Annotated in this window: 21 protein-coding genes and 1 pseudogene; 11 read left to right on the plus strand and 11 right to left on the minus strand. The window is 39.1% G+C overall.

All coding sequences use genetic code 11. The annotated features are described in order from the left end of the window. The first annotated feature begins 202 nt into the window (after positions 1 to 202). The 6 genes from C9J42_RS02485 to C9J42_RS02510 all read left to right on the plus strand — a co-directional run bounded on the left by C9J42_RS02485 (position 203) and on the right by C9J42_RS02510 (position 7,315). Complete coding sequence (locus C9J42_RS02485) at positions 203 to 373, plus strand: periplasmic nitrate reductase, NapE protein (RefSeq protein WP_107205764.1); 171 nt, start codon at positions 203 to 205, stop codon at positions 371 to 373. Positions 374 to 411: 38 nt separating this feature from the next. Next, positions 412 to 1,596, plus strand: coding sequence for a pentaheme c-type cytochrome TorC (torC, locus tag C9J42_RS02490; protein WP_107205765.1), 1,185 nt, complete (start codon positions 412 to 414; stop codon positions 1,594 to 1,596). Between the two features lie 72 nt (positions 1,597 to 1,668). After that, entirely contained in the window at positions 1,669 to 4,149 is a 2,481-nt protein-coding gene (gene torA / locus C9J42_RS02495; RefSeq protein WP_107205766.1) for a trimethylamine-N-oxide reductase TorA, read from the plus strand. Positions 4,150 to 4,282: 133 nt separating this feature from the next. Next, a complete protein-coding gene (locus C9J42_RS02500; RefSeq protein ID WP_107301618.1) occupies positions 4,283 to 4,735 on the plus strand; it encodes a group II truncated hemoglobin in 453 nt (150 codons plus the stop codon). Positions 4,736 to 4,870: 135 nt separating this feature from the next. Next, on the plus strand, positions 4,871 to 5,653 hold the full coding sequence (locus C9J42_RS02505) for a TSUP family transporter (RefSeq protein ID WP_107301619.1): 783 nt from the start codon (positions 4,871 to 4,873) through the stop codon (positions 5,651 to 5,653). Positions 5,654 to 5,929: 276 nt separating this feature from the next. After that, a complete protein-coding gene (locus C9J42_RS02510; RefSeq protein WP_107301620.1) occupies positions 5,930 to 7,315 on the plus strand; it encodes a sensor domain-containing diguanylate cyclase in 1,386 nt (461 codons plus the stop codon). A 27-nt stretch (positions 7,316 to 7,342) separates the two neighbouring features. Here the strand turns inward: C9J42_RS02510 and C9J42_RS02515 are convergent, their stop codons facing one another. Further along, positions 7,343 to 8,191, minus strand: a complete 849-nt coding sequence (locus tag C9J42_RS02515) for a LysR family transcriptional regulator (RefSeq protein ID WP_107245421.1) — start codon at positions 8,189 to 8,191, stop codon at positions 7,343 to 7,345. Positions 8,192 to 8,463: 272 nt separating this feature from the next. Between C9J42_RS02515 and C9J42_RS02520 the strand changes: the two genes are divergently transcribed. Together C9J42_RS02520 and C9J42_RS02525 are read left to right on the plus strand one after the other, a co-directional pair. Then, complete coding sequence (locus C9J42_RS02520; protein WP_107301621.1) at positions 8,464 to 10,125, plus strand: AAA family ATPase; 1,662 nt, start codon at positions 8,464 to 8,466, stop codon at positions 10,123 to 10,125. Continuing rightward, a complete protein-coding gene (locus C9J42_RS02525; RefSeq protein ID WP_107301622.1) occupies positions 10,122 to 11,222 on the plus strand; it encodes a hypothetical protein in 1,101 nt (366 codons plus the stop codon). Before C9J42_RS02520 ends, C9J42_RS02525 begins: the two co-directional genes overlap by 4 nt. Before the next feature lie 591 nt (positions 11,223 to 11,813). On the opposite strand, the pseudogene C9J42_RS02530 reads toward C9J42_RS02525, so the two are convergent. Continuing rightward, positions 11,814 to 12,349: pseudogene (locus C9J42_RS02530) on the minus strand (peptidase T); the annotation flags it as partial. A 131-nt stretch (positions 12,350 to 12,480) separates the two neighbouring features. Between C9J42_RS02530 and C9J42_RS02535 the strand changes: the two are divergent. Continuing rightward, a complete protein-coding gene (locus C9J42_RS02535; protein WP_107260774.1) occupies positions 12,481 to 12,846 on the plus strand; it encodes a hypothetical protein in 366 nt (121 codons plus the stop codon). A gap of 86 nt (positions 12,847 to 12,932) precedes the next feature. On the opposite strand, the gene C9J42_RS02540 is transcribed toward C9J42_RS02535, so the two are convergent. The 9 genes from C9J42_RS02540 to C9J42_RS02580 all read right to left on the minus strand — a co-directional run bounded on the left by C9J42_RS02540 (position 12,933) and on the right by C9J42_RS02580 (position 21,063). Next, positions 12,933 to 13,430: a hypothetical protein gene (locus tag C9J42_RS02540; RefSeq protein WP_107205774.1), complete on the minus strand. Its 498-nt coding sequence runs from the start codon at positions 13,428 to 13,430 to the stop codon at positions 12,933 to 12,935. Between the two features lie 14 nt (positions 13,431 to 13,444). Then, a complete protein-coding gene (locus C9J42_RS02545) occupies positions 13,445 to 13,942 on the minus strand; it encodes a copper chaperone PCu(A)C (RefSeq protein WP_107301623.1) in 498 nt (165 codons plus the stop codon). Positions 13,943 to 13,959: 17 nt separating this feature from the next. Next, positions 13,960 to 14,580: an SCO family protein gene (locus C9J42_RS02550; protein ID WP_107205776.1), complete on the minus strand. Its 621-nt coding sequence runs from the start codon at positions 14,578 to 14,580 to the stop codon at positions 13,960 to 13,962. Beyond that, positions 14,580 to 15,497 carry a heme o synthase gene (gene cyoE / locus C9J42_RS02555; protein ID WP_045082985.1) on the minus strand — a complete coding sequence of 306 codons (918 nt, stop codon included), beginning with the start codon at positions 15,495 to 15,497 and terminating at the stop codon, positions 14,580 to 14,582. Before cyoE ends, C9J42_RS02550 begins: the two co-directional genes overlap by 1 nt. 12 nt (positions 15,498 to 15,509) lie before the next feature. Beyond that, on the minus strand, positions 15,510 to 15,848 hold the full coding sequence (gene cyoD / locus C9J42_RS02560) for a cytochrome o ubiquinol oxidase subunit IV (protein WP_005367198.1): 339 nt from the start codon (positions 15,846 to 15,848) through the stop codon (positions 15,510 to 15,512). Next, entirely contained in the window at positions 15,848 to 16,492 is a 645-nt protein-coding gene (cyoC, locus tag C9J42_RS02565; protein WP_107205777.1) for a cytochrome o ubiquinol oxidase subunit III, read from the minus strand. The genes cyoD and cyoC overlap by 1 nt, the downstream gene beginning before the upstream one ends. Before the next feature lie 15 nt (positions 16,493 to 16,507). After that, positions 16,508 to 18,559 carry a cytochrome o ubiquinol oxidase subunit I gene (cyoB, locus tag C9J42_RS02570; RefSeq protein WP_199187009.1) on the minus strand — a complete coding sequence of 684 codons (2,052 nt, stop codon included), beginning with the start codon at positions 18,557 to 18,559 and terminating at the stop codon, positions 16,508 to 16,510. A 28-nt stretch (positions 18,560 to 18,587) separates the two neighbouring features. Then, complete coding sequence (gene cyoA, locus C9J42_RS02575; protein ID WP_107205779.1) at positions 18,588 to 19,475, minus strand: ubiquinol oxidase subunit II; 888 nt, start codon at positions 19,473 to 19,475, stop codon at positions 18,588 to 18,590. A gap of 1,084 nt (positions 19,476 to 20,559) precedes the next feature. Next, positions 20,560 to 21,063, minus strand: coding sequence for a MarR family winged helix-turn-helix transcriptional regulator (locus C9J42_RS02580; protein ID WP_005367205.1), 504 nt, complete (start codon positions 21,061 to 21,063; stop codon positions 20,560 to 20,562). Between the two features lie 309 nt (positions 21,064 to 21,372). Here C9J42_RS02580 and C9J42_RS02585 point away from each other — a divergent pair, with 309 nt between their 5' ends. Together C9J42_RS02585 and C9J42_RS02590 are read left to right on the plus strand one after the other, a co-directional pair. After that, a complete protein-coding gene (locus C9J42_RS02585) occupies positions 21,373 to 22,626 on the plus strand; it encodes an imelysin family protein (RefSeq protein WP_107205780.1) in 1,254 nt (417 codons plus the stop codon). A 95-nt stretch (positions 22,627 to 22,721) separates the two neighbouring features. Beyond that, on the plus strand, positions 22,722 to 24,155 hold the full coding sequence (locus C9J42_RS02590) for a di-heme oxidoredictase family protein (protein WP_107301624.1): 1,434 nt from the start codon (positions 22,722 to 22,724) through the stop codon (positions 24,153 to 24,155). Positions 24,156 to 24,159 lie beyond the last annotated feature (4 nt).

Consider the following 24,159-nt stretch of genomic DNA (forward strand, 5'->3'; position numbering starts at 1 on the left):
GCAGAAGTGCTGGCCTTTTTTTATATCTAAAACAAAAGGTTAGATAAAAAATAAGGTTGTAAAAGATAAGAAAAAAATGTGATCGAATTGGCTTTTTAACAAGCTTGAAAATTAAATGTAAAAGCATTGTCTATAATTCACCTTAAGCACTGGAAAAGCCTATTAAGAATAATAAGGCTTACTAATAAGTGAGAGAGCAATAATGTTAAGTGAAGAAATGGATGATAAAGAGAGAGGCCGTTATGAATGGCGAACATTTCTCTTTATCATTGTTTTACTGTTTCCTATTTTATCTGTCATTTTTGTGGGCGGGTATGGTTTTTTTATTTGGGCGATGCAAGTGTTTTTCCTCGGGCCTCCGGGTCATGGTTAGGCACACGTCAATATTGAATAAAAAACGGTAGGTAAATAATGAAGTCGTCCTTAAAAAAAGCTTGGGTAACGCTGTGGCGCCCAGCAACAAAAATAAGCCTTGGCGTACTCGCATTAGGTGGTTTTATCGCGGGGGTTATATTTTGGGGGGGATTTAATACTGCCCTTGATATGACCAACACAGAAAAATTTTGTATCAGTTGTCATTCGATGAGAGACACCGTATATCCTGAATTAAAAGGCACCGTTCATTGGTCGAATAATTCAGGGGTTAGGGCAACCTGTCCTGATTGCCATGTTCCGCATAATTGGTCGGATAAAATCGCTCGAAAAATGCAGGCGAGTAAAGAAGTCTTTGGCGCCATTGTTGGCTCCATTGATACACCTGCAAAGTTTGAGGCAAAAAGGCTGGAATTAGCCCAACACGAATGGAAACGGTTTGCAGCGAACGGTTCGCTAGAATGTAAGAGTTGCCACAGTTATGCCAGCATGAAATGGGATGAAATGTCACCTCGGGCGCAGGCACAAATGAAACAAGCTGCGGTTAAAGATCAAAGTTGTATAGACTGCCACAAAGGTATAGCCCATCACTTACCAGCGGATATGGCCTCGTCTGGTGGGATTGTCTCTGAATTGACTGCGGCATCACATAGTACCGATTACTCAGACGGTGATACCTACTACAGCGTGCAATTTTTGCCTCTTTACGAAGATGAAGCCAAAACCAAAGACGGGGGTTCTTTAGAGCCTGCATCGGCAGTGAAAGTGTTGGCCATTAAAGACGACATGCTGCAAATTGAACTGAACGGTTGGCGAAAAGTAAAAGGTTTTGGTCGGGTGATTAATCAAGATTTCGGAATGAATATACCGACAGCAGCCTTAAGTAAAAATGCTGCGCAAAGTGCGGATATTGTAAAAGGTTTCGAGAAAAAAGAAGATGACGTCACAGGCCTAGAATGGCAACAAGTAACCGCAACATTATGGGTTGAGAAAAAGAACTTTGTTAGTGATGTCAGTACTATTTGGAGTGCCGCAAAATCGGCCTACAACACCAACTGTAGCGTATGTCATACCCAGCCAGCAGAAAACCATTTTGACGCAAATACTTGGCCTGGCATGTTTAACGGTATGCTTGCATTTGTGAATTTTGATACAGATAGCGAAGCTATTGTTTTGAAATATTTACAAAACCATTCGTCAGACTTTTCTAAAGCTGAACATTAATCAAACTAAAGGTTGCTAAACATACATTATGTTCAGCAGCCTTTTTACGTTTTAATCGTGAGGAATTTTTTTATGTCACTGAGTAGACGTAAATTTTTGCAAGGCTTAGCAACTACGAGTGCCGCTTCTGTTATTGGTCCTGGATTGCTGATGCAAGCGGCTAAAGCTGCTGAAGAAGTCACAAAATCAACAGAGCCGCCCGGTATTTGGAAAGTGACAGGTTCACACTGGGGAGCATTCAGAGCGCGTATTTATAACGGTCAAGTTGCAGAAATTAAACCCTTTGAATTAGATAAGCATCCAACTGATATGCTAAACGGGATTAAAGGGTTAATTTATAGTCCTTCAAGAATTCGTTATCCCATGGTGCGGTTAGACTGGCTTAAGAAAAACAAATACAGTGGTGAAACACGAGGTAACAATCGCTTTATTCGAGTAACGTGGGATGAAGCGTTAGATCTCTTCTACCAAGAATTACAACGTATCCAAAAAGATTATGGTCCTTGGGCACTGCATGCGGGGCAAACAGGCTGGCGTGAAACCGGACAGTTCCAAAGCTGTACCTCACACATGCAACGTGCGGTGGGGATGCATGGTAACTTCATTAAAAAAGTGGGGGATTATTCCACAGGGGCAGGACAAGTTATTTTGCCTTACGTGTTAGGTTCAACTGAGGTTTATGCCCAAGCAACCACATGGACAACCATTTTAAAAGATACCAAAACCTTAATTTGGTGGTCTAACGATCCGATCAAAAATAGCCAGATTGGTTGGCAGTGTGAAACGCACGGCTCTTATGGTTATTACGCCCAATTAAAAGACAAAGTCGCGAAGGGCGAGATCACCATGATATCCGTCGATCCTGTGGTGTCGAAAAGCCAAAAATATTTCGGTTGTGAACACCAATACGTGAACCCCCAAACCGATGTTCCTTTCATGTTAGGTATTGCCCATACCTTATACAAAGAGAATCTTTACGATAAACAATTTTTAGAAACGTATACCTTAGGGTTTAACGAATTTTTGCCGTATTTACTCGGTACTGGCAAAGATAAAATCGAGAAAACCCCAGAATGGGCAGAAAAAATTTGTGGTGTTAAAGCCGACGACATTCGTAAATTTGCTCGTCGATTAGTGAAAGATCGCACCATGATAATGTTTGGCTGGGCAGTACAGCGCCAGCAACATGGTGAACAGCCGTATTGGATGGGAGCCGTGTTGGCATCCATGCTTGGGCAAATAGGCTTACCCGGTGGTGGGGTGTCTTATTCTCATTTCTATAGTGGTGTTGGGCTGCCATTTAGTACCGCAGCAGGGCCAGGTGGTTTTCCACGAAATGTCGATGAAGGGCAAGTGCCAGTTTGGAATAACAATGATTTCAAAGGTTATAGTTCAGTTATTCCTGTTGCTCGTTGGATTGATTCGATTATGGAACCGGGGAAAAAGATCAAATTTAACGGCGGTAACGTCGTATTACCCGATATTAAAATGATGGTGTTTAGTGGCTGTAATCCATGGAATCACCATCAACAACGGAACCGAATGAAAGAAGCGTTTAGAAAGCTACAAACCGTCGTCAATATTGATTACACATGGACGCCAACGTGTCGTTTCTCTGATATCGTATTACCGGCATGTACGCAGTTTGAACGTAATGATCTCGACCAATACGGCACGTATTCTACCTCTGGTGTATTGGCGATGCATAAATTGATTGATCCCTTATACCAATCAAAAACAGATTTTCAGATCTTCACCGAACTCACCGAACGATTTGGGAAAAGTAAGCAATATACTCGCGGCATGACAGAAATGCAGTGGATACATCAGCTGTATAATGATTGTCGTGAGGCAAACAAAAATAGTAACCCAATGCCAGAATTTAACGAATTTTGGAAAAATGGCATCGTCGAATTTAAAACCGACCAAACCTACGTAAGCCACGAAGCGTTCAGAAAAGATCCTGAAATCAATTCACTGGGTACACCGTCAGGGTTCATTGAAATTTATAGTCGAAAAATAGCGCGCTATAACTATGAACATTGCCAAGGACACCCAATGTGGTTTGAAAAAGAAGAACGTTCACATGGTGGGCCGAAATCGAAGCAATTTCCATTCTGGCTGCAATCTTGCCATCCCAATAAACGTTTACACTCACAAATGTGTGATTCGGAAAAATACCGTAATACCTATGCAGTAAAAGATCATGAGCCCGTTTATATTAATCCCGATGATGCTAAGAAAAAAGGCATTAAAGACGGTGATATTGTTCGAGTCTTTAATGATCGCGGGCAATTATTAGCAGGGGCGGTATTATCGGAAGATTACCCAACAGGCGTAATAAGAATTTACGAAGGGGCATGGTTTGGGCCGTTGAATAACGACATTGGTGCGATTGATACTTATGGCGATCCTAATACCGTTACCATTGATATTCCAACCTCACAGTTAGCGCAAGCAACCAGTGCCAATACCGTTGTTGTTGATATTGAAAAATTCACTGGCGAAGTGCCACCTGTGACGTCATTCAGTGGGCCTATTTATGTGACTTAAGGCTTAATAACAGCAGCAGTAAATCAACCATTGCTGTGACATCAAGCAAACAATAAAGAGCCAGTAACAGGGCTCTTTATTTTTTTTAGATATAATAAAATAAACAAAAGCAGTAAAAGACAGTGAGTCGAGATTGGATAGTTCAGAATACCCAGAGCAAGATGAGTTTTCAGGTGTAAAGAAAGCCAAAGCACCCGTATATGGGGTGGGCGACAGCACCTTACAAGCGGCGGGAGGTGAGCAAGGGGTAAAACAATTAGTGGATGCCTTTTATCACTATATGGATACCTTGCCCGTTGCTGCCAAAGTACGTGCTATGCATAGCCCTGATTTAACGGAATCTAAAGCGAAACTCACCACATTTTTAGTCGGTTGGATGGGGGGGCCATCTCGTTACGCAGAAATGTATGGTTCGATCAATATACCGGGCGCACACCGTCATTTAGATATTGGTTTAGCAGAAAAAGACGCTTGGCTATTGTGTATGCAAAAAGCGTTAGACGACCAACCTTATGAAGAAACCTTCAAACGTTACATCATGGTACAGCTATCCTTCCCCGCCGAAATGTGCCGCAACAGAAAGTAATCGCTAAGCAATCATTTTCTATATCGGCAACCTATTCCAAGTTGGAATAGGTTGTCGTCTTGTTTTTCTCTATTGTATTTTTATTCATAACGTTAATATCACGATATTAAAGAATAACTTACAATGTGAGTTGCAATGGAATTAACGTTAGAGATCTTCGTACTACTGTTTTTTGTCGCAGGATTAGCCGGCTTTATTGATGCTATTGCTGGTGGCGGTGGGTTATTAACCGTTCCTGCCTTATTGTCGGTGGGTATTCCGCCAGCACAAGTACTTGCTACCAATAAATTACAAAGCTCATTTGGTAGCTTTTCAGCCTCACTGTATTTTGTCCGTAATGGATTAGTGAAACTTAAAGACATGCGCCTAGCTATAGCCTGTACCTTTACAGGCTCAGCGATTGGCGCGTTGTTGGTTCAACATATTGATGCAGGTATATTAACCAGTCTTATTCCTCTTTTATTAATATTTGTATCACTGTATTTTCTTTTTAGCCCTAATATCGGTAAACCGCAGGGCGATCCAAAACTATCAGAAGCGATGTTTGCTTTTGCTGTGGGTACATCCATAGGTTTTTATGATGGTTTCTTTGGCCCAGGAACCGGCTCTTTATTTACCATTTGTTTCGTTGCGATTGCCAAGTTTGGCTTAGTTGAGGCAACGGCAAGAACCAAAATATTAAACTTCACTTCTAATATCGCTGCGCTTATCTTTTTTATTATCGCGGGGCTACCTCTTTGGAAACTGGGTTTAATTATGGCAGCTGGTGGTTTTATTGGTGCGCGATTAGGAGCGCACATTGTGATTAATAAAGGACAAAAGTTTATTCGTCCAATGGTTATTATCATGTCGATGATTATGGCGATTAAGTTGCTTTGGGATCAACACCCACAATGGTTTCAATTTATTGGTTTCTAAAATTAGTAAATAAAATGCATGCCACACTATACATATATTTAGCGTGGCATATGTGCTACATAAAAGAAGAGATAAGAAAAATGATAGGAATAACAAATAAAAAAAGGCTAAATCATAATAATTAAATATTTTACTCTTTAAGATTCTAAATAAATCCTAGCGTTGTAAGAAATTGTTTTGTTTTTTGCACATACGATATTAATTTCATTCGAAATGAAGTATATTTGTGCGATTAAGCGATTGATATTTCAACTCTAATGCTGGCAGCGATTCATTATGGATAACAAATTTAAAGTGAGAATAACGCATTCTAGCTTTGCTATATTATTTTCTTTATTATTACTGTTAATTGTTATCGAGTTGTTCTTTTTTAATAACAAAAAGAAACATGATTTATTGATCAACAAAGATACTGCAAATATCAGTCAGACCATTACAACCAAAATTAATGAACAAATTAATAGTATGGTTGTTAGCCTTAAAGCATTAAGTTATTCATTAAATATTCAAAATAGTAAAAATACGAAAGCATTTGATGTAATAGCTAAAAAAGTAATGGCTGATAACGATGTTATTTCAGAACTTCAATATGCGCCTTTAGGTATTATTACCGATATTTATCCTAACCAGACAAAAAATACCGCGATAGGGCACGATCTTAACCATATTAAAGAGCGCAAAAAAGGCGTATTACTTTCCATTGAAAACCGAAGTGTGAGCCTAATTGGCCCCGTTAAGCTTATTCAAAACGGTAAACTGGCGTTTATTCTACGCTTACCCTTATTTAATGAAAAAAAAGAGTTTACAGGGTTTGTAAATGCGATCAGTTACCTTGATACATTTCGAGAAAAACTCGCGCTAAATAAGAGCTATTATAAAATCCTTGGCTTTAACCCAGATGGCCATCGATTAACTATTTTTAATAACATAGAAAAGAGTTGCGAAAAAACCGATAGCTCTTTTACCGTCAAAGTGCCGAATGGTGAGTGGTTGTTCGTTATTCAAAACCAACAAAAAAACTACCAAGACAACAGTCTCTATTTAAGGTGCTTGCTTTACTTTCTCTCTTGCTTGATCTGCATTTATGTCTATAAGCGCGAGATGTACCTGAAACGGAGCCAGAACTCTATCCTTGATATGAATATGATGCTGCAAAAAGCGTCATATACCGATGAGTTAACACATCTACCCAATAGGCGCTTGTTAAATGAAAAGCTAGACGCTATTTCAACATTAACCAACAACCAAACCTACAGTATTGCGATATTCGATATCGATAACTTTAAACAGGTTAATGATACTTATGGGCATGATGTTGGTGATGATGTACTGGTTGCGTTTGCCAACATTTGTTTATCGAACTTACGTTCCACCGATATCATTGCGCGTTGGGGCGGTGAAGAGTTTGTGTTGTTAATGGAAAATACCGACAGTCATCATGGCCAAGAAATTTGTACGCGGATTCTTCACACCTTGTCACAGCATCGTATTACCTCTGGTGATACTCACTTTTCAGTGACATCGTCTGTCGGGTTATGTGAATTCACCTCCCCAGATTTCACAATAACCAGCGTGATGAAGTGTATTGATGAAGCGCTATATACATCTAAAAAAACAGGTAAAAACAAAGTCACGCTAGGGCAGTTAAGCGCGAATAAATAGCGTTTTTACTCGCGGGATAGCGATCAGTTATATTGTTTTTGGTATCACAACATCAGTGATAGTCTTAACCAGTTTTTTGACCCTAGGTAGCTTGTAACTATTTTGACGATAAATCAGATTAATAGGGCGGGTTAAGCCAGATAACGCTTCAAAATCAAAACAGAACGTATCTTCAATCTGTAGTGTGTTCACAATCGACAGGGGCACAAGTGCTGGCGCCATACCTGCCAAGGCTAACTGTGCTGCGGCAGTGTAAGAATCCATCTCCATTAATGGTGCAATCCCGACTTTTTGCAATATTGCTGCTTGAGAATAATTGGCTGGGTTTTTTAAATCATTGACCACTAACGCTTTCGGTAATGCCGTTAAGGGTTGGTTAAATACCACCTTAAAAGGCTCATCGATTAAATGCTCGGCAATAAAACTATAGTTTGCAGGTAGATGCCCTGCACAAAAGCCAATTGAAGCCTTACCAGATTGCACGTTTTCGACAATCACAGGGGTATGGTGAGTGGTAATGGAAATGTATTTATCGTGCTGGAAATATTGCCCCATCGCCTGTGATAAATAACCCGCGACTAAGGTTTCAGAGCAATCAATCGTAATAATGCTTTGATCGTCTAAATTCTGATGTTCAAAAATCAGCCCTCGAATTTCATTAAAACTCGGCCCTACATTGTTAATCAGCGCATGGGCGTCAGGGGTTAGCTTAATTAATCGACCTGCAGGAATGATCAGCTTAGTGCCCAATGTAGCCTCTAACTTGGCTATCCGTTTGCTCACGGCGGATTGGCTGATATACAAACGGCTACCCGTACGGCTCATGGTGCCTTCTTCCGCTAACACTAATAAGGTTTCAATACCTTCAAGTAACATAGTTCATTCCATTGATGAAAGAGAGGAATTAATCATACGTGATAGAAACAAATTTTACACTTTGCGTTTTACATATTGTTACCATCTTTGTGGTGTATGAAAATTTATACATTTATTAGTGTTGCATGCATGAATTTGTGTCAATTATGACTTTAATTGTTGATTACATGTTTATAAAACAAAAAATGAATTAGCATTAGGTAAGTTACTATTTACAAAGGATATTTTATTTGGATAATGCATAAGTATTATATTATGCAGTTGGTTGTTTAATGGAAAGTGTGAAGATTGAAGGCTTAAGAAGTCTTAAAAATAGTGGGTACATAGACATAAAGCCTATAACATTACTGTTAGGTGAGAATAGTTCAGGAAAAAGTACTTTTTTAAGGACTTTTCCTTTACTTCGACAAAGTACAGAGTCTTCTACACGAGGTCCAATACTATGGTATGGTTCTTATGTTGATTTTGGTTCATTTGAAGATGCTTTGTCCAATTTTTCTGAAGATAAAATGATTAGCTTTTCATTTAAAATAAAAGCTAAGTCAATTATAGGTGTTACGCCAAGAACGTATTATACGAATGCGGGTTTAGGTAAGGGGACACTTGAAATATCATTATCTTTGTCTAATGATACAAAAGCTGGTCATGCTCGTGTACAGAAAGTTTCAATTAATTATAATGGTAATAATGCAATTATTGAGTTTGGTCGTAATAATAAGGTTCAAAAAGTTGAAGTTAATCACATCGAGTTTACAGAGTATTTTCAATCTTTAACACTTTTCCCTGATAAGTCACGTAATACATTATTTCCACATATGAGTTTCTTTAATGGAAGCTCTGCTTATAGAAGTGCTTTAACTGAATATCAAAATAATGATATTGATAATTACTTAATTAAATTGTTTGAATCATTTGCACATGGTAAAAGTAATTTAGAATTGATTAAAAATAAACTTTTAAAGCTTACAACCAAAAATAAAAAAGATTTTGTGAGAGACTTTCAATCACTTTCTTCAACTAATACATGGAATAATCGTACAAAATGCTTGAATGAAAAATCGAAAGAAATAGAGCCGTTACATGCAGCTACGTTTGCTTCAAGAATACCGTGGATATTTGTTATCTTAAATGTATATCTTTCTCGTGAGTTTTCCAATGTAAACTATATCGCTCCATTGAGGGCTACGGCTGAACGTTACTATAGAAACCAAGAGTTAAGTGTTGATGAAGTAGACTTTCAAGGTAAGAACCTTGTAATGTTTATTAATAACTTGAGTGATGCCAAGAAAAAAGAATATAAGACATGGCTTTCAAATAATTTTGGTTTTACCATTGATGCTGTATCAGATGGTGGTCACTTAACTTTGCGCATTGCTTATGATGATAATACTAAATCTTATAATATAACTGATATGGGGTTCGGTTTTTCTCAAATTTTGCCTATTATAACTCAATTATGGTTTACTGGTTATAGTGAAAACAAATCTATAAGAGGAGTTCAACAGTTTATTCACTCTAATCGTTATTTAGTTATTGAGCAGCCTGAATTGCACCTTCATCCAAGATTTCAAGCTAAAATGATTGATGTATTCATTAAAATGGTTAATTTATTAAAAAGTGATGATAAAGGTCGTAATATTAAAATTATTATGGAAACTCACAGTGAAACAATAATTAATCAACTAGGAATGAGGATAAGAAGTGAAGAAATAGAAACTGATTATAATAATATAATTCATGATAAAAATATAAATGAAGAAATAAAGAAATCTGAAAAGTACATTAATACAATTTCATCTAATGATATATCAATAGTCTTATTTGATAAACTACAGCCTAACTCAATGACTGATGTTTCATTTTCATCTTATGATTCCGAAGGAAATTTAAAAGATTGGCCTTGGGGTTTTTTTGAGCCAGGGTTTGATTTATGATTATAGAGATTGACGAGTCAGTAATTAAAGGCCTTGACTTAATTGACGATAGTGAAATAGAGGCTCTTATTAATCTTGCCTCGTCAAGGGCGAGAGGATTTAATTTTATATTAGGGAATAAAGCTCATCTCTTAAAATTGTCACAGTTTAGTGAGTTTTCACGAATTACGAGATCAACATATAGTAAAGCTATGACAGATCAGGTTAAATGGTCTAATTTGCTTAAAAATTTTAACTTTAGAGTACGATTGATAAAAGATAATGTTGATATTTTTGAGACAGAAGAAGGTGGTGTTAATATTCTAAATATTTCATTATCTAAGTTTCTATTTTATAAGATAGACTATAAACCATCTTTAATTGCTGAGAACTTAACAGATATATCATTTTACACTAATGTTGTTAGATCGTATTTAAAAAGTAAGAATGTTGTTTCTTTGGAATTATCATTTACACCTGTTAATGGTGGTGGCTCAACAACAAAAGATGTTGTTGTTGAGCATTTTAAACAACAAAATGGTATATCTATCTGTTTATTAGATAGTGATTTAAAAATTCCTTGGGGGGAGTATGGTGAGACTGCTAATGATGTTATTTCAGTATTACCTAATCAGCCATATGCTAAAACTATGATCTTAAAATCAAGAGAGGCTGAAAATATTATTCCAACAAAGATATTAGAGCAATTATCAAAAAATAATAAAGTCTTTAGAATGAAGGTGGAAAAGTTTAAAAGTTTATCAAGTATAGTCATCGATAATGAAAGGCCGATTAGATACGTTGATTTTAAAAAGGGAATTAAAAAGTATATGCTGAATACTTCTTGTCCTAAAACTAATAAATTTTGGCAAGATTCTTTCGAAGAATCTAATTTATTAAAAATATGTAAGACACAACGAAGCTGTACAACTTTAAATAATTGTAAATGTTTATTGGCTGATGGCTTGGGTACTGATTTACTTAAATCAACTGTAGAGTTTTTAGAGAATAATGATTTTCATTACTCTGATGTAGATGATTACATGAAGAATGAATGGGATTTTATTTGTGGTAAAATTTCACCGTATGTTATTGCACCTCAAAGGTTTTTAACATGAACTAAAAAGCCGATCTTTTTTATCGGCTTTCTATCACTTGTATTCCTATATAACAATTCCTTGATAAAGGTATTAGAAATTTATTATTAATAAATATGTGTATGAAAATCTAACAAATATCAATTCTATGCAATAACCTTATGTATTTTTCTGAATGGTAAAGCATTACGTTGTGATTATAATGATATCTTTAAAATTCTGCTAGTATTGAGATAATTAATTTATGACAACTTTAGGAGTTTTACATATAAGAAATGCAAGAAGATATGGTGATTAATTATCAAATTAATATATGAAACTGAAAGAGTAACCTAGCTATTTCGTTTTCTATGATGATTTATTTATAGGCACTTTGGGGTTATTGGCGAAGACTCGGCTTATTTATTATTTTTATGTTCCTAAAATTTGTCGTGTGCAGTGTTTCTTAGCTATCGCGGTATGGGTTTGGTCTAATTCCCTCGTGTATAAATTAAGTTAAGGTTGTTGCAGCTAAATTTATACTTTAAGTAGTTAAATAAGAAAAACCGATTCTTCGATCGGTTTTTTTATTAATCAGATACGACTACACGGCGTAGCAATAAGTTTATTAGCTTATTTACTGTATCGCTCGCAGGTGATTTTGATTATCTCGGTTACAACAGAGCTGGCTGCTTGCAGCGATTTAATCGGCAGATATTCATAAATAGAATGGAAGTTATGTGCCCCAGTGAAAAGGTTAGGGCAAGGTAAGCCTTTTTGTGACAACACCGCGCCATCATAGCCGCCTCGCATTGGGATCGCGTTCATCTCTATGTTATTGCGTGTGTAAGCTTCTTTGGCAATATCGATAGGGAATCTCGCTTCACCTTCTAGGCTATTTGCGACATTCTCGTAGCGGTTACCTAATTGAATCGAGATGGTAGATTCACCCCACAATGTTTCCAGCTATCAGCAAGGTTTTGTAAAAATGCCATGCGATCGCGATAGCCTTGCTGGCTGAAATCACGAATATCAAGTTTTAGTACTGTTTTAGCACTGTTACCTGTCATTTCTTTTACCCAGTAATAACCTTCGCGCCCTTCGGTATATTGTGGTGCTTCACCTGCTGGCAACATGCTGATGAATTGATGCGCCATTAATAATGAATTTAGATATTCATCGAATAACATTGTGTATCTCGTTTCATAGCAAGGTATTACGTTGCGAGTAAAAAAAGACCTATATAGTATTTTCACCATTATTTGATCGGATGATTAGCTGACAACTTTAGGAGTTTTACATGTCAGAGATGCAAGAAGAGGTAGTGGTTAATCCAACCATGACAGCAAAAGATGAAGCCGCAAAAACAAACGCATTAATTGCCTATGGCTTAATGATTCTTGGTTTGTTTACAGGGGTTTTCTGGTTCGTTGGTGCAATTTGGGCAATGGTGAAAAAGGGTGATGCGCAAGGGACTATTTTTGCTGATCACTACAGCAATATCACAACAACGTTCTGGTGGGGGTTAGGCTTATCGATTATTTGCGGCATACTAACATTAGTTGTTGTTGGTTATTTATTGCTTTTTGCTGTGTGGATTTGGTCTATCTTCCGCGTGGTGAAAGGTTTAGCGAAACTGACTTCAAACAAAGGCTATAACGGCTAACGTTTATGCTTTGTAGCGTGACGAAAAAAAATGCCCTGTACTTGAATAATCAAGAAACAGGGCATTGATATTGATTATGGCTGTAGTTAGTTACTAATCACTTGTCGTGTTGTTACTAAGCAAAAGTTCGAGAACTGCTCGGTAAGAAACGCTTGTTTGCCTTTGATTTTTTTGCTCTTTAGCACATAGGTATGTTCATTCAGTTTCCCTTCGAAATCCCATTTGCTAAAAGCTTCATGGCGAGCGTCTGCACAAGACGTTTGCAAAATATAACTTTCAGTGACTGAAGTGTCACATCCACCTTCGATATTTTTCACACCATGAAAAGTCACATGGCTTTGACGATCACGATAAGTGGTTACCGCCAGTGCATTGAAAAGGTGCACATCATCAGACTTACTCACGTAAGGCAGCATTCGATGAGGATTATCTTTTAACGAGACTGTTGCCAAATCCCTTAGCTCAGAAGAGCAGGGGATAGCTTGGCTCTCAAGAATACTGTCCATTGATGTTTTCGCTTGAGCGATATTAAACAAGCTGGGTAACGCGAGCAGCGAACCTAGCACACAAGCAAATAACTTCATATTTATACTCCGAATCAATACTTGGTCATCGGCATAACAGTGAGTTGCACGTCAAACTTTTCACCGTTGTCAGCAACTAAAGTCACTTTGATTTCTTGGCCTGGCTTTAAAGCTTCTTTAACACCCATAAACATTAGGTGGTAATCTTTTGGCTTTAGCTCAACAGAACCATTTGCAGGGATCTCAAGAGCATCAACTTTACGCATCGCCATCTGACTATCACGCATAAACATACGATGGAACTCTGTGTGTTTTGCGATAGATGAGTTTGCCTCTACAAGGCGGATAGGCTCATCGGTATCGTTGGTGATCTTCATATAACCTGCGCTAACCTTTACCCCTGGAATAGTGGCTTTAGCACGAGCATTTTCAATCGTAAGGACGTCATTAACGGTTTGTACTTGATGGTATGTCTTCGTGTCAGCCACTGCAGTGTCATGAGCACTGTGGTCGTGTGCAGAAGCTTGGAATGCAACCAGTGCCAACGCGATCGATAATACGGTCTTTTTCATTATTTTCCCTATAAATTTTAGTTTTTAGCAAGCGCGTTGCTATGTGCACGGTCAATACCAGCAGCTAGTTCAATAGGTGTCGTTGTATGGCTCATTGCATCAACCAGCTTTCCTTCTGGGTTTATAATATAGAAACGAGAAGCGTGGTCTACGGTGTAGCTAAGTTCAGAAGACGCCATATCAACTAAATCAAAGTAAACACCATACTGTTCTGTTAAAGCGTCTATTTCTTCTTTTGTTCCTGTTAGCCCTTTAATGCGTTTATCAAAATACTTAGCAAACTTGTCAAGAGAATCAAGATCATCACGACCTGGATCGACACTGATAAAGATACCTTGTACGTTGGCATATTCTTCAGGTGGCAACATAGAAAAAGCTGTCGACATCACGCCCATAGAAGAAGGGCAGACTTCAGCACAGTTTAGGAATCCAAAGTAGAGAACGACAGTTTGTCCTTTAAATTGACCAAGGCTGACGGTGCCATCACGGCTATTTAATTGAAATTCACCGCCAAGATCTTTCAGTGCTTTCTGTCTATCTCCAATTGGGGTTGTACTGTTAGTTATGTAAAGCGCGAAAATGCCAGCGAGGGCAAGTGCTCCAAGAAGGAGCACAATTTTTACAGGGTTTTTCGTCATTAACTTCGCTCCAGCAGAGTAGAAACTACTGTATTACTAGCTTGATAATTTTCTGATAGGTCTCCCGCTGAAAAGTCGAGAGAAATAAGTAAACAAAACACCATGATGTTAGCGATTGAGCAAAGTAACATCTGTTTGCCCCATTGCGCATCTGGCACTTTTTGGTAGCCCACTTTGGCAATATATAACCAGTGAAGACTGACTAAACCCACACCCAGTGCATACCAGCTACCCGCATAACCTAGGTAGTTAAGTGCTAAAGCAGCAACAGCAAAGGCAATAATGTAAGCGATGATGTGTAAACGAGCACGTGCGATACCCACTTCTACAGGTAGAACGGGAATAGATGCTGCTTTGTAATCATCAAATCGGTAAATGGCAATGGCATAAGAATGCGGAAGTTGCCAGATACAGAAAGTAATGAATAAGATTGCAGCGCCTGCATCAAAGTGACCTGTTACTGCGCAATAACCGATAACCGGAGGACATGCGCCTGAAAGTCCGCCTATCAATGTGCCGTAAACGGATTTACGCTTGTAATAAAGGCTATATAAACCGACATAAACAACGAACCCGAGCACACCAAATTGCAATGCAACCGTTGTTGTAAATTGACTTAGTATATAAAAGCCAGATAAACCTAATACCGTAGCCCAGATAAGCGCATGAGATACTGGTATAACATTTTTAACGAGCTCTCGTTCACAGGTGCGTTTCATTAAGCGATCGATATCTTTATCGATCACGTTGTTGAAAACACAGCCAGACGCAACGATTAGGCTAGTACCCATACAAACAGCAAGTAGTAATAGCCAATCGATATTGCCTTGAGAAGCGAGAAGCACACCACCGATGGCGGCAACTAAGTTGCCGCCGATAATACCGGGTTTGGTGATTTTTAGATAAGGTCTATACATCCTGTAACCCTATTAGTGACCCATCAGCATGTTGTGATTTAGGTGTTCCATAATCCACAACGAACCGATGAGGATAATTGCGACAATTACCACAACAAAAACAGCGGAGGAGGTATTCCACATCTGCTTTGATGAGGTGTTCATATGTAAAAAGTAAACAAGTTGAACAAAAATTTGCGCGACGGCGAAAACCATGATTACGCCGATAATTAGCGGCTTAGAACCGATTCCAGCCATCACCATAACAAAAGGTACTACAGTTAAAATGATGGATAGAATCAAGCCATTTAAATACTCTTTTACACTACCGTGAGCCTGTCCACCTTGGCCGTGCTCAGATGAATTAGCCATTACAATACCCCCATCAAGTAAACAACGCTGAATACACAGATCCAAATAACATCTAGGAAGTGCCAGAATAAGCTCAGGCAAGCTAGACGCGTCTTATTATCTTCAGAAAAACCATCACGCTTGAAGTGGACGAATAGAACAATCATCCAAATCAGGCCAGCAAAGACGTGAAGGCCGTGCGTTGCAACAAGTGCATAAAAAGATGACCAGTATGCACTGCTGTGGAAAGTGGCACCTTCATTACTGAAATGCCAGAACTCATAAAGTTCCATTACTAAGAAAGACAGACCAAGCGCAAAGGTAATGCCCAACCACTTGAGCATACCTTTCATGTCTTCTTTGTTCGCCTTAAGCATTGCCATGCCAAAAGTGAAACTACTTAGAAGAAGTAGGGCAGTTTCACCAGCAACGAAAGTTAAGTTGAACAGTTCAGTTGGCTCAATTTGTCCAGCAAAGCTGTTTGAGAAAACGGCAAACACTGCGAAAAGCGTACCGAATAATAAACAGTCACTAAGGATATAAATCCAGAAACCAAAGACTGTATCGCCTGCGTAATCATGATGGTCATGATCGTCGTGATCATGACCGCCATGTGACTGAGCAGCGACGTTTGGTTCAAATGTATGTTTAACTTCTGTAGTCATAATTGCTGTCAGTCCCTATGCCGTAACAGGTTTTAGGTCAGACGAATCATCTTCATCCTGATCTTCGTCTTTGTTTTCTTCGCTTGTCGAACCTTGTTCGCCATAAACACGTGCTAGATGTGCACGCTCAATTGCTTCAACTTCAGCAACTTCAACGTAGTAGTCTTTGTTGCGCTCAAAGCTGTATGCAATCCATGACGCCAAAATACCAACACCGCTAGCGATTACCATCCACCAGATGTGCCATACAAAAGCAAAACCGAGTGTTAATGCGAATGCGCTGATCACAACACCTGCCCAAGTATTCTTCGGCATATGAATGCGCTTGTAACGTTCAGGCGCTTTGTACGCTAAACCGTTCTCTTTTGCATAGTGGTGCTCATCACGGTCGTGAATCTTAGGGAGAACTGCGAAGTTGTAGAACGCTGGTGGCGAAGAGGTTGCCCACTCAAGCGTACGTCCATCCCATGGGTCACCAGTAAGATCAAGGTTTTGCTTACGGTCACGAATACTTACGTAAACTTGGTAGAACTGAGTCGCAATAGCCGATGCAATGATGAATACACCAAATGCAGAGATCCAAAGTAGTGGTGCCCATTCTGGATTATCAGCAACATTTAGACGACGTGTCATACCGCTGAAACCTAGAACGTAAATTGGCATGAAGGTTACAAAGAAACCGATAGTCCAAAGAAGACAAGAAAGCTTGCCTAGTTTTTCGTCTAGCTTGAAACCCGTTGCTTTCGGGAACCAGTAAGTGAAACCTGCAAAGTAACCGAATAGCGCACCACCGATAATTACGTTATGGAAGTGAGCGATAACGAACAAGCTGTTGTGCAGTACGAAGTTCGCTGCTGGAACTGCAAGCATTACACCTGTCATACCACCAATTGTGAAGGTAATCAGGAATGCAATTGTCCACCACATGCTCGCTGAAAACTCAACGCGACCTTTGTACATGGTAAATAGCCAGTTGAATATCTTAACCCCGGTTGGAATAGAGATAATCATCGTAGCAATACCGAAGAAGGCGTTAACACTTGCCCCTGCACCCATGGTGAAGAAGTGGTGTAGCCATACCACGAATGACAGAATCATGATAACGGCTGTTGCCCACACAAGTGAGACATAGCCGAATAGACGCTTACGTGAGAATGTCGCTGTGATTTCTGAGAAGATACCAAAAGCAGGTAAAATCAGAATGTATACTTCAGGGTGACCCCATGCCCAGATAAGGTTAACGTACATCATTACGTTACCGCCCATATCTGTAGTGAAGAAATGGGTGCCAATGTAACGGTCAAGTGTTAATAGCGTTAACGTTACTGTCAGAATTGGGAAAGCCAAAACAATCAGTGCGTTCGCACATAGCGATGTCCATGTAAACACAGGCATTTGCATCAGTTTCATACCTGGTGCACGCATGCGAATAATGGTTACAACGAAGTTAACACCGGTCAGTAGGGTACCGATACCAGAGATCTGTAGCGCCCAAAGCCAGTAGTCGACACCTACCCAAGGACTGTATTCCATACCAGATAATGGTGGGTAAGCAAGCCAACCTGTTGCAGCGAATTCACCGATAAACAGAGACATGTTAATCAGAATTGCACCAACAACAAATAGCCAGAAGCTCAAAGAGTTCAAGAATGGGAAGGCTACGTCACGTGCACCAATTTGAAGTGGAACGATGATGTTCATCAGGCCAACCACGAATGGCATGGCAACGAAGAAAATCATGATTACACCATGGGCACTAAAGACTTGGTCGTAGTGCTCTGGAGGTAAATAACCCGTTCCATTGATGGTTGCTGCTGCTTGCTGGGTTCGCATCATGAAGGCGTCAGCAAAACCACGGAAAAGCATCACTGCCGCAACAATGATGTACATGATACCGATTTTCTTATGGTCGACGGAAGTAAACCACTGTTCCCATAAATACTTCCACTTACCGTAGTAAGTGATTGCAGCCACAAGTGCTAGTCCACCCAAAAGAGCGCCTAGCATAACAGGTAATATGACTGGGTCTGTAAATGGAATTACATCCCAATTTAGTTTGCCGAAGATAGGATCCGGATCGGCGTAGACATCGCCTTTATAAGCCATTTTGGACTCCCGCGTGTTTTTCAATGATATCTTTGAATCGAAGAGGATCGACAGAAGCAAAATAAGTCACAGGGTGAGCTGTTTTAATTTGCTCTTTAGCATTGGCTGTCAGTACGTCGTAACTACTGTCGTTCAATACTTTGTCGGATGTTTTTACTTTTTGAACCCATTGGTCAAAGTCGGCATTGTCTACAGCGTGTGCTTTGAACTTCATGTTGGTAAAACCAAAGCCGCTATAGTTCGCAGAAATGCCACGATAAACGCCTTCTTCTTCTGCCATTAGGTGAAGTCTATTTTCCATCCCAGCCATCGCGTACACCTGGCTACCAAGTTGTGGGATGAAGAATGAATTCATCGTGGTATCAGATGTAACTAAGAATCTCACTGGGCGGTTTACAGGAAGCGCGATTTCATTAACCGTTGCTATTTGCTGTTCAGGGTAGATAAACAGCCATTTCCAGTTCATTGCAACAACTTGGATAGTCAACGGTTTTTCTTCAGACGCAATCTCTTTACGCGGGTCGAGAGAATATGAGGTTTGATAAGTGATCCAACCTAGCGCAAGAATGATTAAACAAGGAACGGCCCACACAATCACTTCGATTTTTGTGGAGTGCTCCCAATTTGGTTTGTATTCCGCATCTTTATTACTGTGACGGTATTTATAAGGGAAATACACGGACATCAGCAAAACAGGGACTATAATTATCGCCATCAAAAGTACTGATGTAATGATCAGTGTAGACTGGGCTTGGCCAATCGAACCTTTTGAATCGAATAGAACCATGTTACTGCTAGTAAATAGAAACGTTAAAAGTGCTACTGATAATATTGCAAGGATCGTTATCCCAACTTTCCTGCTACGTGTTATCTTCATTTTTCCTCCCTGACCTTGTACTACTTTCATTTAATCCAGTAATGAAAATCAGAAGACTGCTTTAAAAGAATTGTCAAATATTTATTATTGATTTGTAATTATTTAACGTGTAAACAAAATTTAGAAATTTGTTATGCGTTATAGATATTAACCGTGTCTGATTTCCTTCTTTTGTTCATAAGGTTTATGACTGCAATTTAATGGCAAAAGAAAGCAATGTAAAACACATGTTGTATTTTGTTGCAAAATGATGATGTTCGTTGCAAATTTTCACTGATTTCGTACAAAAAAACAATGGTGTTGTGTTCAAATTTTAATGAATGTGTACATACATAGCTTAATGATTCGAGTGACTAATATAGGGACTTTTATGTAACTTAAGAATTTTGCTTGCATTCTCTTTGGTTATGATTTTCTTAATATTTTATGTTTTAAAGTACGATATGGATCATTTTTGTGAGTCACTTTGTTCCTGATGTTTTTATGATTTTCTAACCCAAAATGCTTGGGTGATTAAGATCTCATTTTTTTGTTGCTAATTTAAGTTTTGTTACCAAATCGAAACATTAAAGATGGGGGTTAGTTTGTTTTAACTTTCTATGTTTTTTTCTTGATTATTGGCTGATTGCACTCTTTAGCTTTAGATAGGTTAGGACTGTCAATGACGATAGAATTGAGAACGAATGTTGAATCCAGCAAAATTTATCGATATTCAGAAATGAGTAAAAGGCGTGAATCATGGGTATCAGTTAAGACACACCAACATCGATTGAACCGCAATCAATGATTAGAATGAATCAAGAGACACTTTATATGGCGGGTGTTCTGATGTTGTTGCTGGAGTACAGATACCCTCCTAGAAATGAAGGATCGGTATGTTTCGCTAGTGGTGGTTTATGAGCTAAACAGAGAAAATTTAGCGAGTGATTATGCCGCTTTCATGGTTCGGATCTATCAAGCTAACCTGATAGTATAGATGGACGGTGGACGTTTCCAAACACTGTAAAAACATCCAAGTAAGAGAAAGTAAAAAACCGATCAGTTGATCGGTTTTTATATTTTAAATCAATATGATATCTGCGAGTTATTCTTCTAATTCGCTTTTGGTTTTTTCTTGCTGAGTAATGCTACCTACTTCAAGTAGAGGAGCGACATCAAGGTGCTCGGCATTCATCATGGTTGAAATACGCTGTACTGATGACAGTAACAGTGATTGTTCCCAATCGTCCAATTCTTGGTATTGAGAAATAAAGCTATCTTGTAACGGCAATGGCGCTTTTTCAAGTAGCGCTAAGCCATCTTCGGTAAGGTGAGCATGCACTTTTCGCTTGTCTAATTGGCTACGCTGACGTACCACTAAACCGCGTTTTTCTAGTCGATCAAGGATGGTCGTAGCCGTTGCTTGGCTCATATTAGTATTATTAGAAAGCTGACGAATAGTTACTTCTTCACCTGATGCTTTAATCGCTCGCATCAAAACTAATTGAGGCCCTGTCAATCCTGCGTTTTTGTTCAATTTTCTTGAATGCAGATCGATAGCGCGAATAATTTGTCGAAGAGCAATCAGTACTTCTTCGTGCTTGTCCATGTAAATCTCCAAATCTTACAGCGGCATATTACGTGTTGAGATTTATCACTGCGGTAATAAATCTCAATGTTGCAATATGTATGATTACGCTAGCTATAGCAAAGATTATACGTGAAAAACATCGAGATAATCGTTATATCTGTTCGAGTTATGGTTTTTTTAAAAAATTAAATGCAAATTATTATCATTAAATGCGGCTGATGTGTTTCAAAATGTTACCAATCTGATATTATTGTAAATAATAACAATTATCAATTAGATTTCTATTCTTGATTTATTAAGAAACGCTCTAACAAGGAAGGCGCTTTAATGAACAAAACATTGACTCACACTCTGATTGCAGCAGCGATTTTTACGTTGCCTACCGTGACACTAGCGGCAACCAAGCAAGAGGTGGTGACGCATTATGCTGATCTTGCACACAGTGTTTATAGTGATGCATTAACGACCGCAAAAGATTTAGATAAAGCGATTGCTGCTCTTGTTGCTAATCCTTCTGAAAAAACACTTTCAGCAGCACGTACCGCATGGAAAGCTTCTCGCGTTCCTTACCAACAATCTGAAGTATTCCGTTTTGGCAACGGTATTGTTGATGATTGGGAAGGACAATTAAATGCATGGCCGTTAGATGAAGGTTTAATTGACTACGTAGCGAATGATTACCAACACGAGCTTGGTAATGAAGGTGCAAAAGCGAATATCGTAGCAAGCAAAACCCTGAATGTGGGTAATAAAGAGATTGATGTTACTAAGATCACGCCTGAATTGATTGCTGGGTTAAATGAATTAGGCGGTTCTGAAGCAAATGTGGCTTCTGGTTATCACGCGATTGAGTTCTTATTATGGGGACAAGATCTTAACGGTACTAAGAGTGGCGCTGGCGATCGTAAATTTACAGATTTTGTAAAAGGCGAAGCGTGTACTAACGGTAACTGTGATCGCCGTGCTGATTATTTAACGGCTTCTTCTCAACTGTTGATTAACGATCTGCAATGGATGGAAAAGCAGTGGTCAGCAACAGATGCGAAGAACTACCGTAGTGAACTACTAGCAGAATCAGCAGATAACGGTTTGCGTAAAATGCTATTTGGTATGGGCTCTCTTTCATTAGGTGAGCTTGCTGGTGAGCGTATGAAGGTGGCATTAGAAGCCAATTCAACGGAAGACGAGCACGATTGTTTTTCAGATAACACCCATAACTCGCATTACTACAATGAGCAAGGTATCTATAACGTTTACACGGGTACTTACACCCGTACTAATGGTGAAGTGTTAACAGGTCCAAGTATTAATGACCTAGTGGCAGCGAAAGATAAGAAAGCCGCGGCTGAAATTAAAGCTGAATTTGATAAAACTCGCGCTCAACTCCAAACACTGGTTGATTCAGCTGAAAAAGATAACCAACACTTTGATCAACTTATTGCTACAGATAATAAAGCCGGCCATGCGTTGGTGAATAAATCTATTATGGCGTTAGTGCAGCAAACGGCTGAAATTGAAAAAGCGGCAAGTATTATTGGGGTAAGTAACCTAAATCCTGATACAGCAGATCATCAGTTCTAAACGACTTACTGCTCAACAAAAATATAAAGAATAAGTCGCCAGCAGTTAGGGCGACTTTATTCGTATTTTAATAATAAGAATCTATGAGTGTGAGTATGAAGTATTTAGCAACGATATTGATGTCGTTAGGGTTACTGCCTGTTATCGCGTCGGCAGAATCATCTCTTCCTGATAAAAAACCAAAGTATACCCAAGAGCAACTGGCAAAAATTAAATCTGGCGGTGATACCACCACGCCAAAAACAGGTGCCAATGCCTTTTCTTTGCCTTCAAGTAATTTGCCAATGTCTAAGCGATTAGATTTCAGTGTTGGTAACAGTTTTTTCCGTAACCCTTGGGTACAAGCCCCTGCAACAACCGATGCCCGTGATGGTTTAGGGCCGTTATTTAATACCAACGGTTGTCAGAATTGCCACATTAAGGATGGGCGCGGTCATCCACCTGAAAAAGGCGATATTAATGCTGTCTCTATGCTGGTGCGTTTAAGTATTCCAGCACTAACAGATGCCCAGAAAAAACAGTTGATTAAAAGTGGCACTATTCCTGATCCGACTTATGGCGGTCAATTACAAGATTTTGCCTTGCCTGAAGCGAAACCTGAAGGGCAAATAGCATTAACCTACACTGATGTACCTGTGACGTTTGCTGACGGTGAGGTGATAACCCTACGTAAGCCTAATTTAACTATTACGGATCTCAATTATGGTCCAATGGCAGATGATGTAATGCTGTCTGCACGTATTGCGCCACCAATGATTGGATTAGGTTTGTTAGAGCATATTCCAGAACAAACGTTAAAAAGCTTTGTTGCAGAGCAAGTGGCAGAAAATACAGGCGTAAGTGGAAAGTTAAACCAAGTGTGGGATGTGCAAGAAAATAAAACGGTGATTGGACGTTTTGGTTGGAAAGCCGGACAACCCACTTTAATGCAACAAAATGCTGCCGCGTTTAATGGTGATTTAGGCCTAACCAGTGCGTTATTTGAACAAGAAAACTGTAGCGATAAACAGTCAATTTGCCAAGAACTGCCTAATGGCGGAAAACATGAAGTCACAGACAAAGTGCTCAAGTTTGTTGAATTTTATTCGCAGCATTTAGCGGTACCTGCGCGTCGAAATATTACTGATCCTCAAGTTATGAAAGGCGAAAAGCTGTTTGCTGATATTGGTTGTGAAAGTTGTCACCGCACGAATATTAAAACGGCTACTGTCCCTGATCTTCCAGCGTTATCTGAACAAACTATCAACCCTTATACCGATTTGTTATTACACGATATGGGTGAAGGGTTAGCTGATAATCGTCCGGAGTTTTTAGCGAATGGGCAAGAATGGCGAACACCACCGTTATGGGGTTTAGGTTATACCGAGGAAGTGAACGGACACACTAACTTTTTACATGATGGACGTGCTCGAACAGTTATGGAAGCGGTGTTATGGCATGGCGGTGAAGCACAAATGAGCCGCGATAAAGTGTTGCAACTGCCGTTATCTGATCGCCAAGCATTAGTCGCGTTTTTAAATTCACTGTAAAGGA

Origin of the sequence: Photobacterium sp. GB-56 (genome assembly GCF_003026105.1) — a bacterium.
Taxonomy (GTDB): domain Bacteria; phylum Pseudomonadota; class Gammaproteobacteria; order Enterobacterales; family Vibrionaceae; genus Photobacterium.